Here is a 12,922-nt window from a genome sequence, read left to right as displayed (position 1 = left end):
TTCTTAAAAAAACCGCGCTTCGGCGCGGTTTTTTTATGCCTAAACAGGTATAGTTACTTGCTCTAATCATTTTATTTCTGCAGTAATTAGACCATGCTCGATTTCCAAGACGACGATCTCACACAGGCCAAAGTACCCCCTCACTCGATAGAGGCGGAACAGTCGGTGCTGGGTGGCTTGATGTTGGACAACAACGCATGGGACGTTGTGTCGGAAGTCTGTCTGGAACAGCACTTCTACACCGGTGGGCATCGCATGATGTTCCGCACCATGCAGAAGTTGATCGATCAAGGTCGTCCAATCGATGTGGTGACGCTTTCTGAAGAGCTGGACCGTACCGGCGAGCTGGAACGTGCTGGCGGGCTAGAGTATCTAGTTGATCTTGCGCGCAACACGCCAAGTACATCCAACATTCGAGCCTACTCAGAGATCGTTCGCGATCGTGCCTTGCTGCGTCAGATGATTTCGGTCTCAACAGAGATCTCAGACTCCTCCTTCTTCCCTGATGGTCGTTCGGCCGATGAGGTGTTGAATGAGGCGGAATCTAAGATCTTTCAGATTGCAGAGAACCGTCCCAACCAGAGTGGCCCTCAATCGGTTAACCCACTGCTTAAAGCGGCCGTTGAACGTATTGATGAGCTGTTCAGTAATGGCGATGCACTGACCGGTCTAACCACTGGCTTTGACGACCTGAACGAACGCACCGGTGGTCTCCAGCCGTCAGATCTGATCATCGTCGCCGCAAGGCCATCGATGGGTAAATGTATTGTTTCAGGTTCACGATTAGTCGATCCTAAAACGGGTTCACGATTAACGATCGATGAGATGGTTGCCGAACAATATGGTTCAGTTACTGCAGTTAATGATCAGTTTAAGTTAGTGGAAGCCCGTGCTTCACAGTTTGTGGATGATGGCGTTAAACCTGTATTTGAAGTCAAAACCGCACTCGGTCGATCGATTAAAACAACGTTAACTCACCCATTTTTAACGGGTAAAGGGTGGAAGAAACTAGCCGATATTTCCACTGGTGAAAAAATTGGTGTGCCAAGGGTGCTGCCAATTTTTGGCTCGACACCCTTGCCAGAGTATCAAGTTAAAGCACTGGCTTATTTCTTAAGCGATGGCGGTACCACGCAAACTAACCCCATCTTTACTAATGTAAATAAAACCATTGTTGCTGACTTTAAACAGGCCGTTGAACAGTTTAATTCGGTTAAGGTGACTCGTACGAGTTACGATCATCGTGCGCCAAGCTACCGTGTTTCTGGGCGCTCTGAAAATACCAATCTAATGAGAGTTAGATTTGCAGCATATTTAGAAAACGCGATGCAAAGGTTTGGACTCTCAGGTAAGGCGTTAGCCAATAGATTATCACTCCAGCCGTCGACAATTAGTGCCTGGCGTAATGCCGTTTCTGTGCCAAATCCATTAGGTTACCAGTCCCTTTGTGATTTTTTTGGAAGCGAATTTCAACAGGAGACTCATGAGGTTTATGAGTCTAGTTCAACGTTAATTAACCCGGTGACAGTGTTCTTGAAAGAGCAGGGTGTTTGGGGTTGTTTAGCGCATGAAAAGGTTATTCCAGAAGCAGTTTTTAGCTTGCCAAAAAGTCATTTGAAGCTCTTCCTAAATCGTATTTTTGCATGTGATGGTGGAGTCTCATTCAGTTCAACTGGGCAGATTCGGATTAGTTACAGCAGTGCCAGTGAATCCCTAGCGAGTGATATCCAACATTTGCTTTTGCGTTTTGGAATAGTTGCCAAGCTAAGAACTAAGACGCACCACAAGCGTGACCAGTTCGAAGTTGAGCTGATTTCGCGCGAATCGATAGAAACCTTTATCACTCAGATAGGAATGATTGGTAAAGAGGATCGTCTTGCAAAAGCCAAAGCTGAGTTGTCATTAAAAAGATCTCACACAAACCGAGATGCACTGCCGGATTCAGTCAACGACTATATCCTTGAACTGAAAGGCGAGCAGAGCTGGCCAGATCTATTTGCACAGAAAGGGTTAGAGTGTCCGAATGGATTTAATCCACATTTACAGGGTGTAAGTAAGCGTTCGTTAAGTCGCCAAAAAGCTCGTTTTTATGCAGAGCTCTTTGATGATAGCTATCTGATGAGTCTCTCTAGTTCTGATCTATATTGGGATGAGATAGTTTCGATCGATTATGTTGGAAATGATCAGGTTTATGATTTAACCGTCCCTGAACTACACAACTTTGTCGCTGAAGATATTTGTGTCCATAACACCACCTTCGCTATGAACCTGGTGGAAAACGCCCTGATGGGGGACGATAAACCGGTTCTAGTCTTCAGCCTCGAGATGCCTGCCGCTCAGTTGATGACACGTATGTTGTCATCGCTTGGTCGTATCAACCAGACGCGTGTACGTAACGGTCAGTTGGAAGATGATGATTGGCCAAAGCTGACTGCGGCCGTCAACATGCTGAAGAACAAACCCTTGTATATTGATGATCAGCCGGGTATCAGCCCCAACGAGATGCGAACCCGTGCCCGTCGTATTGTGCGTGAGCATGGTGAGATCGGCATGATCATGGTCGACTACCTTCAGTTGATGCAGATTAAGACCGGTAAGAGTGAAGGGCGTACCGCCGAAATCTCAGAGATCTCCCGCTCGTTGAAAGCGCTAGCCAAAGAGATGAACTGTCCGGTGGTCGCATTGTCGCAGCTTAACCGTTCCCTTGAGCAGCGCCCAAATAAACGCCCAGTGAACTCCGACCTTCGTGAATCAGGTGCGATCGAGCAGGATGCTGACGTCATCATGTTCATCTACCGTGATGAGGTTTACAACGAAGATTCGCCCGAGAAAGGCGTTGCTGAGATCATCATTGGTAAGCAGCGTAATGGCCCGATTGGTACCACCCGATTGGCCTTTATCGGTAAGTACACCCGTTTCGAGAACCTGGCACACAGCTACGAATATCCACCGGATGAGTAAACAGCAGGAAAGTGACTGGCTTTAGCCTGTCATCTGCTGTTGCAGCCTTTTCTAGAGATTCACTGTTTGTAGTGAGCGGATGACAGGCTGAAGCCAGTCACCAAGACCTTGGGAGCTCGCTGACACCGTCAATAAAACTCGGTCAGATGAAACGGCTCAGATGCTTTTAACGGCTTACACCACTCTACCAGTTTCGCTCTTTCGGTCGCGTTCATTTCTGGAAAGCGAAACTCTAAGTATTCAAGCGCACACAGTAATAGTATCTGGCCCATTCCAGGCGTGGCTCCAACGACTCTTGGCGGGTGTTCAGCGAGCTCATCTAACAGGCGTTCAATGGCTCGTAAGCGACGAGTAGGTAGTACGCTGTTACGGTTCTCGTCAGTCGCCAGTGATTTGTTAAAGAGCATCATCCAGACGGTTGCATCGAGTAAACCGATGGCTCTGCCTGCCAGCGACATCTCTTGAATGGCTTGAGCATTGGGAAAAAGCGGAGGGTTGGGTGCGCGGCGCTCCAAGTACTGCATGATCAGCAGGGTTTCGGTCAGGGTAGTGCCATCATCCAGAATCAGCGTGGGGACTTTGACACTGGGGTTGGCCTGAACCAGTTCAGGAGTGTTTGATGCGGGATCAACCCAAACCATGCTGCACTCTGAGTCTAGCCCTTTAAGCATGATCGCGATGCGCACCGCCCGTGCATAGGGCGAGGTATGTGAGAGCATTAACTGCATGGCTAAGCCTCTTTCATCAGGTTGGCACGGAACTGCTCTGGCAACGTCACCACTTTGCGTGCGTCATAATCAAAGAAGACAATACCTGTCTTAACGTGCGCTATCTCGACGGCGGTCGCTTTGTTGGTCATTAGATAGAAAATATCGCAGCCATACTTGTTGAAGTCTCCGACCGTGATGTCGATCTGGATTTGGTCTCCATGGAAGCCTTCTGCCTTATAGACGATGGCGCTGTCGGTCATGATGATGCCTAATCCCTCTACATCCATCTCGGTGTAGCCATACTGTCTGAAAAAACGGGTACGCGCTTCGTGTACAAAACTTAGAACCGAGTCATTACCTAGGTGGTTGCCGTAGTTGATATCGCTGATACGAACATCCATTACCGTTGAAAATAGGTAGTTATCGGGCATATCAATTTTTATACGTGCCATGGGCTGTAAATCCTTCTTGTAACACTAATCCCTATATGAGAACTTAGCCTGTTATCGCACACAGCACTAGTGCTTTTAAGGAAATCTTATGTCTTCTGCTTCAACCAATGTAAAACTCTACCCCGTTGCGCAAGCACTAGGGGCGTCGACTCCGCCAATCATCATCTCGTTGGGCGGTCTGGTCAGCCTCTCTCTTAATGCACCGCAAGACCTGATCACCATGCCGGTGTTTCTGTTCAATTTAGGGGTTGCGCTTAGTACTTTGCCGGCGGCCTTTATGATGCGTCAGTTCGGTCGAAAAGCCGCTTATCTGTTTGCCGCCATGGTCTGCGTGTTTGCGGGTATTGTCGCGGGGGCGTCGATCATCAATCAGTCGTTTATCTGGTTCTGTAGCGGCACCTTCTTGGCGGGTTTCTACGCGGCGCATGTACAGAGCTACCGGTTTGCCATTACCGAAGGGGTGGCGAGTGAAGAGCAGGGTAAGGCGATATCACGCGTTATGATTGGTGGTCTAGCGGCTGCGATTATTGGTCCACAGGTCGTTGTCTGGACTGAAGGCGCACTAGAGGCGCAATATGCCGGTAGCTTCCTGTCGATGTCCGTGTTGGGTGTGTTGGCCATTGTGCTGTTGACACAGTTAAAACCGGTAGAGTCCACTTCTAAAGTGAAGTCGGGTGGCTCAAAGCTGGAAGCGCTGGCGCTGCTTAAACGTCCCGCCTATCTGACAGCGGTTGCTGCCGGTGTGGTCTCCTATGGCCTAATGGCCTTTGTCATGACGGCCGCACCGATCGCCATGGTCTCGCACGGTCACGAGGTGCATCAAGCGGCGCTGGGTATTCAGTGGCACGTATTGGCGATGTTCGCGCCGAGCTTCTTTACCGGGAAATTAATGGCTAAGTATGGCAAAGCGCGTATCACAGCCATAGGACTTCTACTCATTGCGCTCTCTGGATTGATCGCGCTGTTTGGCTTGGAACTGACTCACTTCTGGGGATCGCTGATTCTGTTGGGTATCGGTTGGAACTTTGGCTTCATTGGTGCGACGGCTTTGGTGGCACAGAGTGTTCCGGAAGAGGATAAGAGCGTTGCCCAAGGTTTAAACGACTTTTTGATCTTCTCCATTGTAGCGGTCGGCTCGTTTATGTCCGGTTTGCTACTCAACTCGACCAGTTGGCAGGTACTTAATCTGGTGATCTTCCCGATTGTTGCGTTGGTGCTTGGTTTGATGCTGTTTAATCAAAAGCGTTCTAGTTGAGGATAAGTTGGCCTGAAAATTGCTTAACTTTATTTAGGGCTTTATTGAGCTGTTTTAGCCCCATCTGTTTCGAATGAGCGGTGTTATTTTGCAAATTCTCTCTATGTATTTGCAATTTGCAACGCAAAATAGTTAAAAGTTGGTTGCTATATGAACAGTGCTTCAAAAACGATTTATGACAAGTTAGCGATTAAAGTCGCCTTTTTAATGGTGTTGCTATCGCTGCCAGCACTCGTGCTGAGCCTGTGGGGCGCTATCGCTAATGATGGTGCGTTCGGGCCAGTTATGGTCCAGGGTGTCTTGTTCATCTGTTTGATCATCGCGTCGCTGCGTTCTATTCCACTGCGTTATCAGCACCGACTGATGATTTCGATCCTGGTTATCTTTATAGCGGGTGCAGTGGCAACGCTTCGTTATTCAAACCCAACGGTAGGTTATACCTACAGCCTGATCATCACACTGTTGATGTGTCTGTTGCTTCCTCGTTTGGCGGTCTTTGCTCTCTTAGCCGTAATGAATGCCTCGGTAGGCGCTGCTGCCGTTTTTATCTTTGATCTGTCCGTGGTTCGAGTGCTGCTTCAGTTCGTCACCTTTACCGGGTTGACGATCATTGGGCTTGAGGTGTTGTTTGAACTGTTAAGTCACCATAGAGCTTCTTATAAATTTTATAAGAGGAGAGGGCTCGACAAAAGGCGGTCTCATCTGAGGCTGACATCGCTTTTTTTGAATACGGTCTGGAAACTGGGCTTTTAAAAGGGGATGCCGTCAATGCATCTCGATTCGGTCTGTCGAAGTCTGATGCCCCGATAGTGTTTAGCGACTATACGCACTGCTTTCCAGAGAAGAGTCTGGCAGCTATTAGTGAAGCGGTTGATAAACTAGTCAAAGGTCCGGTAGGCACTCATACCAATTTTGTACACGGTATGCGTATCCAGCCAAGTGGAGTGTTGTGTAATTTTAAATTGGTCGGTCAGTCCATAGAACGTGAGGGTGAAAAGCTATTTGTCGGTGTTTCAATTGATATCACTGAAGAGGTTCAGCTCGCCAAAGAGGCCGAAGACTTAACCGACCAAATCAATCTTATTTCAAATGCTGGTGGAGTTGGTTTGATTGAGTTCTTCCCTGGAACTCTAACCTTTACATGTAATTCTGAAGTCGCTAAGCGATTGGGTATTGATGACTCAGATGAGGAGCGTTCAATAGAGCTCTTTTACGCTCATCAGACGGAAGATATTAGACAAGCTTTTATCAAACCCAGAGAGGATTTGGCTCATTCTAACAAGGGTGAACTGCAATCTTTTGTGCACCCTTTTTACTTAGCTAATGGCGATCTGCATTACTACCGTGTGACTCGAATCAGGCGAGAGCTCAATGGTCGAGTTTCATTCCTTGGCTTATCTTTGGATATAACCGATGAAATAAATTCACAGAAATCAGCGCAACAGAAAAACCAGTTGTTGGAACTTATAGCTGAAAGTGGGAATTTCGGTTTCTTTGAGGTTGATCTAGAGTCTGGAACGATGACGGGTAACAAAGTTTTAATGGCGCGCGAAGGGCTGTCTGAAGCTGATACGGTTGGGATGGATCAGGTTCTGTCTAAAATACCTGAAGAAGAGCGAGCAGGGTTTAATGCAAATGTTCAGCATGCTATCGAGGCTGGTATCGGGGCGGTGACGTCGTTTATTCACACTTATCAACCGGTAAACTCCGATCCTATTATTGTGAAAGTAACGGCAACAACCCTATTAAAAGACGATAAGTTATTTGCCTTTGGTACATCAATCGATGTTACCGAAGAGCACAAGGCTAAGGAAAAAGCGGTATCAGCTTCACAAAAATTACTTGCCGAACAAGAGCGGCAAAAGCAGATGTACGCCGTAATCGGCCATGAATTGCGCACCCCAGCGGCCAGTCTGCAGATGATGCTGGATGATCTTGAAGAGGGAGAGACGCTGGATAATGCGCTTGTCGGAAGCAATATTGAGCATCTGTTGGGTGTAATCGATACTTTGCGTGCAGTGGCTCAGCCGGAACGTATGGCGCAAGCCGCATTTAAAGATGTTGTGATAGATGAAATTCTCACGGCTCAGGTTGCAAACCTGTCGGGTCTTGCAGAGCGATCGGGTGTCGAACTTACCGCGAACTTAACGAGTTTAACCAGTGACACAGTTCATATTCAGTCTTCGTTACTCAGACAGGTCACCGCGAACCTCATTAAAAACGCCATCATTCACTCGGGTGGGGATAAGGTTCACCTCCATGCCAGTAGCGAATTAAAAGGGGATCACACCAAGGCGTTGACGATTCGAATCTCAGATAACGGTAAGGGTATTTCTGACTCTAAAATAGATACTCTGTTTGAGGCATATCAACGCGGTGACACTAACGCAGAGGGAACTGGCTTGGGTCTGTTTGTCTGCAAAGAGATAGTGGCTTTGATGGGCGGGGATCTTCATTATGAAACCTCTGAACAGGGCGGCGCTGAATTTGTGATCGAGTTAGTGGTCAATCTATCCAAACAGACTAGTGAAACTCCAGTGCCGATCGATAATCCACTGGAGGGTAAGCGAGTCTTGATGGCAGAGGATAATAACGTCATCCAGATGCTAACCGCCAAGATGTTGAAAAAGCAGGGCGCTAGTGTGGTTGTTAACAGCGATGGCCAACAGGCCCTAGACGCCTATGCCGAGGGTGCTTTTGATCTGGTGTTGTCTGATATCTTTATGCCGGAACTGGATGGCTACGGTCTAGTGAAAGGGCTGCGTGAGAGAGGCTATACTGGCCCCATTGTCGGTCTGACGGCAGCCACCATCGGCGCAGAGACCGATCTTATGTTAGAGGCCGGCGCTGATATCGTGATCTCTAAACCGATCGAACTGGCTAAACTCCAAGCCTTCTTGATTGAGTATGACAAATAAGCAGTGCAGTAAGTGAGTTCAGACAATAAAAAACGGGCCCTAGAGGCCCGTTTTTGTCAGTTTGAAAGGTTATTTCAAACCGAGAATGCGTGCAGCGTTCTCTTTCATGATCAGAGGTTTTACCTCCTCTTTAACGTCGAGTTTTTCGAAGTCAGCAATCCAGCGATCAGGTGTGATGACAGGCCAGTCAGAACCAAACAGCATCTTCTTCTTAAGCATACTGTTCATGTACTGCAGCAGGATTGGTGAGAAGTACTTCGGAGACCAACCAGATAGATCCATGTAGACGTTTGGCTTGTGTGTCAGTACTGACAGCTGCTCTTCCTGCCATGGGAAGGCTGGGTGTGCCATAACGATGGTCATGTCTGGGAAGTCTGCAGCAACATCGTCAAGGTAGATCGGCTGTGAGTACTTAAGACGCATGTTCATGCCACCAGGTGCACCCGCACCCACACCGGTCTGGCCGGTGTGGAATAGGGCGATAGCACCCTCTTCAGCAATCGCTTCGTATAGAACGTACGCTGAGCGATCGTTCGGGTAGAAGCCCTGCATGGTTGGGTGGAACTTAAAGCCTTTCACACCAAACTCACGTACAAGGCGGCGCGCTTCACGAGCACCTAAGCGGCCCTTAGCTGGGTCAATAGAGGCGAACGGGATGAGGATGTCATCATTCTCAGCACAGATGCGTGCTACCTCTTCGTTTTCGTAACGCTTAAAGCCGGTGTTGCGTTCTGCGTCTACTGGGAAGATAACCGATGCGATCTTGCGCTCACGGAAGTAAGCCGCTGTCTCATCGGGTGATGGCATCATGTTGTGGCCAGCGGGGTTCTTGAAGTACTTCGCAAAGGCTTCTTGGAACTCAAAGTAGCCATCATCACGATCACAAGAGCAGGGCTCTTCCGCGTGTGTGTGGAAGTCGATGGCGATGATTTCGTCTAGATTAATCATTCTCTATCCCCTTAAAGTGAGATCACGTGGTCATCGGGTGACTCAACGTATAGTGATTCCATTATATCAGCACGGCGAGCCATGACAGCGCGCTGGTTGATTGAGCCTTTATCAGTGATCTCGTTACCATCAATCGATGGCAGTTCAGACAGTACTGTGATGCGTTTAACACGTGTTGAACTACCGGTACTGGTGCCCGCCATCTGCTCAAGACGTTCAGCCATCACCTCTTTAACGTGAGGTTGAGCAACCAATGTTTCGTTGTCCATCTCTTTGCCACCAGGAACCAGCGCCTGAAGGTGAGCCCAGTCTGGGAAGATCATCGCTGCAATGTAACCACGGTCACGACCACAAATTACCGCATCTTGCACGTAAGGTGCGAAGTGGTGGATCAGTGAAGCACGCAGTGTGCCTACGCTGACCCAAGTACCGGTATCGAGTTTAAAGTCTTCAGAGACACGGCCATCAAACAGAAGGCCACGGTTAGGTTCGTTCGCGTCGATCCATTTAACCGCATCGCCTAGACAGTAGAAGCCCTCTTCATCGAATGCTTTCTTAGTCTGCTCTTCGTTGCGCCAGTATCCAGGGGTGATGGTGACCGCTTTAACGCGAATCTCAGTCTTGTCACCGTTTGGAAGCAGTTTAAGTGTAATGCCTGGTGCTGGGCTGCCAACAACGCCTGAAGCGGACTCTTCAACGGATGCGAACAGGACAGACGGTGCCGTCTCAGTGGCGCCAAGGCCGGTTACCATTGGAACCTTCTTACCGGTGTGTTCAACCGAAAGCTCGTCAAGTTGATCCCAGACGTGCTGAGCCAGGCCAGCACCGGCGAAAAAGAACATCTTCAAGTTTTTGAACAGCGATTTAGCGATGTCAGGATTCGCTTTTAGCTCTTTCGCCATCAACTCGTAACCCTTAGGCACGTTGAAGTAGATGGTTGGTGAGATCTCTTTTAGATTCTCCATAGTGTGGTGAATCATCTTCGGTACCGGTTTACCTTCATCAATGTAGAAGGTACCACCGTTGTAGATCGCCATTCCGATGTTCTGGTTACCACCAAAGGTGTGGTTCCATGGTAGCCAATCAAGAATAACGGGCTTCTCATCTTTCAGGAATGCGTAGACCGAACGCACCATCTCTTGGTTTGCACAGATCATCTGCTGAGTGTTGATCACCGCTTTTGGCATGCCGGTTGAACCGGAAGTCCATAAGAACTTTGCGATCGCATCACCAGTTAGAGCGGCGTGTGTTGCGTCAGCTTCTGCTGAAGCTTCGCAATTGAGCGCCACGTCAAGGTGGGTCACATCATAGCTTAAGCCATCCGTTGCGTGGTCTGCTGAACAGGTCAGTACCGGTGCTTTATCGCTGTTAACAGCATCAATTGCATCACGGTAAGGACCTAGGTTATCGGTAAAGATAAGACCCGGTGTCAGTGTGTCAAAGACGTGACGCAGTTTGCCGTAGTCGCTCGAGATTAACGAATATGCAGTCGAGATGGGTGAGAAAGGTACACCGATGTACATCGACGCTAGAGCAACCAATAGGTGTTCTGTCGAGTTGCCTGACAGGATAACCACTGGGCGATCGTTGCTCAGGTTTTGCGACAGCATCCAGCTGGCAATTGAACGTACACGCTCAAGTGTCTGTGCGAAGGTGAGTGATTCCCACTCACCATTTTCACCGCGCTGGCTGATCAGTACAGTGTCTGGGGTCTCTTTAGCCCAGTGAACCAGTTTATCGGTTAGCTTAACTGGGTAGTCAGCCAATGGCTCTGCACTGGTGACGTATTGCACGCCTTCGGCAGCGTTCTCAATCGTCACGCCGAAGTCGTTGATATTTACTGAATGAAATTCTGCAGTCATTTTTATCTCCTGATGCCTAATGCATCTAAGCGTTAAGCATCAAATTTGTAGTCCGCAATTCCGTCAGCTGCGGAATTGAAGTTAGCCACTTTTGCATACACCTGAGGTAACTGGTGCGCATTGTAGAACTTGGCTAGCGCGATCATGTTGCCAAAGAACTCTGGATCGTTGCTCTGTTCAGCAGTTGCTTTCAATGCAATCTCGCCAAGTTGCCATGCTGTCAGTAAGAAGCCCAGTGCATCCAGCATTGGGACTGCGCCAGCATTCAGTTGCAGTAGATCAGCCTCTTCAGCCAGCAGGGCAGGGAGGGTGTCACGAACGGCTGCGGTTGCTGCGGTAAGGTCCTGGCCCAGTTTGGCAAGATCCGTGTTTGCAGTGAGCTCATTAGCGACAGCATCGATCTCTTCAAGTAACTGAGTCAGTGCTACACCCTTATCCATACGAATCTTACGGAACAGCAAGTCGCTACCTTGAACACCGGTAGTACCTTCGTAAATGGTCGTGATGCGAGCATCACGCATAAACTGTGCAACGCCCGTCTCTTCAACAAAGCCCATGCCGCCAAATACCTGAATGCCGGTACCGGTCATTAGGTTGGCCTGTTCGGTCGCGAAGGCTTTAAAGATTGGAGTGAGTAGTGCAATACGCGACTCTGCTGCAGCTTTTTCAGCTTCGTCCGTTGCGTGTTCTGATTGATCAAACAGTGCTGCGATTAGGTAACCTAACGCGCGCTGACCAGTCGCAAATGACTTCATGGTCATTAGCATACGCGCAACATCGGGGTGCTGTGCGATGGCTACGCGACGCTCACCATTAGCAAAGTGACGACCCTGTGGACGTTCAAGTGCATATTCACACGCCTGCTGATATGCGATTTGAGAAAGAGCTACACCCTGTACACCGACAGATAGGCGAGCTTCGTTCATCAGAATGAACATTGCCATCAAGCCTTTGTTCTCTGGACCGACTAATTCGCCGAAACAGTTGTCCTTGTCACCGTAGCTCATTGAACAGGTCGGGCTACCGTGTAGACCGGTTTTGTGTTCGATGCCGGTACAGACAACGTCGTTAAATTCACCCAGTGAACCATCGTCATTAATACGGTAAGTGGGTACAGCAAATAGAGAGATGCCACGGCTACCTTCAGGAGCATCCGGTGTGCGAGCTAGAACAAAGTGAACCTTGTTCTCAGTCATGTCGTGCTCACCGTAGGTGATGTAGATCTTTTGACCTTTAATTAGGTATTGGCCGTTATCCTGAGGAATCGCTTTGGTTTTGAGCTCACCCAAGTCAGTACCAGCGCTAGGCTCAGTTAAAGCCATGGCAGCAGTCCATTCGCCGGTGATGAACTTCTCGATGTAACGCGCTTTCTGCTCTTCCGTGCCGAACTTCATTAGGATTTCACTACAGCCCTGAATGACTGCGTGGAACATGACAAACGAAAGGTTAGCGCTATGCCACATCTCGTTAACAGGCTGCGCGATGAATTTAGGCAGCTCCTGACCACCGAAATCCATAGGTAGGGCTAGGCCCATCCAGCCGTCTGCTGCGAACTGATCGAACGCCTCTTTCCAACCGGTAGGTGTGAAGACTTTGCCATCTTCAAAGCGACAACCTTCGTTGTCACCCACAGCATTCATTGGCGAAAGCGATTTTCCAGCCAGTTCACTGGCCGCTTCTAGAATGGCTGCCACAGTATCGGCATCGAAATCAGCCAAAGCTTCATTGGCGTTCAGACCGGTATTTTCAACAGCGTTCTGAACCAAAAACTGCATCTCTTTTAGCGGAGCTTGATAGTCACTCATCGTTAACTTAC

At 48.8% G+C, this 12,922-nt stretch carries 9 protein-coding genes; 4 read left to right on the top strand and 5 right to left on the bottom strand.

Annotated features, from left to right (window positions below; translation table 11 throughout):
- Positions 1-93: 93 nt before the first annotated feature.
- A complete protein-coding gene (gene dnaB, locus XMM312_RS02940) occupies positions 94-2,961 on the top strand; it encodes a replicative DNA helicase (protein WP_173488679.1) in 2,868 nt (955 codons plus the stop codon).
- Positions 2,962-3,089: 128 nt separating this feature from the next.
- Here dnaB and XMM312_RS02935 read toward each other — a convergent pair whose 3' ends face one another.
- Positions 3,090-3,689: a glutathione S-transferase family protein gene (locus XMM312_RS02935; protein ID WP_173483038.1), complete on the bottom strand. Its 600-nt coding sequence runs from the start codon at positions 3,687-3,689 to the stop codon at positions 3,090-3,092.
- 2 nt (positions 3,690-3,691) lie between these two features.
- The gene (locus tag XMM312_RS02930; RefSeq protein ID WP_173488678.1) at positions 3,692-4,123 is read right to left on the bottom strand and encodes a thioesterase family protein; all 432 of its coding nucleotides are present in this window, start codon (positions 4,121-4,123) and stop codon (positions 3,692-3,694) included.
- A gap of 88 nt (positions 4,124-4,211) precedes the next feature.
- Between XMM312_RS02930 and XMM312_RS02925 the strand changes: the two genes are divergently transcribed.
- The 3 genes from XMM312_RS02925 to XMM312_RS11645 all read left to right on the top strand — a co-directional run bounded on the left by XMM312_RS02925 (position 4,212) and on the right by XMM312_RS11645 (position 8,296).
- Positions 4,212-5,378, top strand: coding sequence for an MFS transporter (locus tag XMM312_RS02925; protein WP_173488677.1), 1,167 nt, complete (start codon positions 4,212-4,214; stop codon positions 5,376-5,378).
- A gap of 150 nt (positions 5,379-5,528) precedes the next feature.
- Entirely contained in the window at positions 5,529-6,131 is a 603-nt protein-coding gene (locus XMM312_RS02920) for a hypothetical protein (RefSeq protein ID WP_173488676.1), read from the top strand.
- Positions 6,132-6,187: 56 nt separating this feature from the next.
- A complete protein-coding gene (locus tag XMM312_RS11645) occupies positions 6,188-8,296 on the top strand; it encodes a PAS domain-containing sensor histidine kinase (protein WP_173488675.1) in 2,109 nt (702 codons plus the stop codon).
- A gap of 69 nt (positions 8,297-8,365) precedes the next feature.
- Here XMM312_RS11645 and XMM312_RS02910 read toward each other — a convergent pair whose 3' ends face one another.
- The 3 genes from XMM312_RS02910 to XMM312_RS02900 are packed head-to-tail and all read right to left on the bottom strand — an operon-like array spanning position 8,366 to position 12,911.
- Positions 8,366-9,244, bottom strand: a complete 879-nt coding sequence (locus XMM312_RS02910) for an amidohydrolase family protein (protein ID WP_173481225.1) — start codon at positions 9,242-9,244, stop codon at positions 8,366-8,368.
- 11 nt (positions 9,245-9,255) lie between these two features.
- Positions 9,256-11,106: a feruloyl-CoA synthase gene (locus XMM312_RS02905; protein WP_173488674.1), complete on the bottom strand. Its 1,851-nt coding sequence runs from the start codon at positions 11,104-11,106 to the stop codon at positions 9,256-9,258.
- A gap of 32 nt (positions 11,107-11,138) precedes the next feature.
- Complete coding sequence (locus XMM312_RS02900; protein ID WP_173488673.1) at positions 11,139-12,911, bottom strand: acyl-CoA dehydrogenase; 1,773 nt, start codon at positions 12,909-12,911, stop codon at positions 11,139-11,141.
- Positions 12,912-12,922 lie beyond the last annotated feature (11 nt).

It is taken from the genome of Marinobacterium sp. xm-m-312, assembly GCF_013283295.1.
Classification (GTDB): Bacteria; Pseudomonadota; Gammaproteobacteria; order Pseudomonadales; family Balneatricaceae; genus Marinobacterium_E.
Note: the sequence above shows the minus strand (reverse complement) of the source record. Positions and strands in the feature narration are given on the sequence as shown.

Coding starts and splice junctions, on each gene's coding strand:
- XMM312_RS02910 (WP_173481225.1), bottom strand. CDS start 9,244: ATGATTAATCTAGACGAAATCATCGCCATCGACTTCCACACACACGCG.
- XMM312_RS02935 (WP_173483038.1), bottom strand. CDS start 3,689: ATGCAGTTAATGCTCTCACATACCTCGCCCTATGCACGGGCGGTGCGC.
- XMM312_RS02900 (WP_173488673.1), bottom strand. CDS start 12,911: ATGAGTGACTATCAAGCTCCGCTAAAAGAGATGCAGTTTTTGGTTCAG.
- XMM312_RS02920 (WP_173488676.1), top strand. CDS start 5,529: ATGAACAGTGCTTCAAAAACGATTTATGACAAGTTAGCGATTAAAGTC.
- XMM312_RS02930 (WP_173488678.1), bottom strand. CDS start 4,123: ATGGCACGTATAAAAATTGATATGCCCGATAACTACCTATTTTCAACG.
- XMM312_RS02925 (WP_173488677.1), top strand. CDS start 4,212: ATGTCTTCTGCTTCAACCAATGTAAAACTCTACCCCGTTGCGCAAGCA.
- XMM312_RS02905 (WP_173488674.1), bottom strand. CDS start 11,106: ATGACTGCAGAATTTCATTCAGTAAATATCAACGACTTCGGCGTGACG.
- dnaB (WP_173488679.1), top strand. CDS start 94: ATGCTCGATTTCCAAGACGACGATCTCACACAGGCCAAAGTACCCCCT.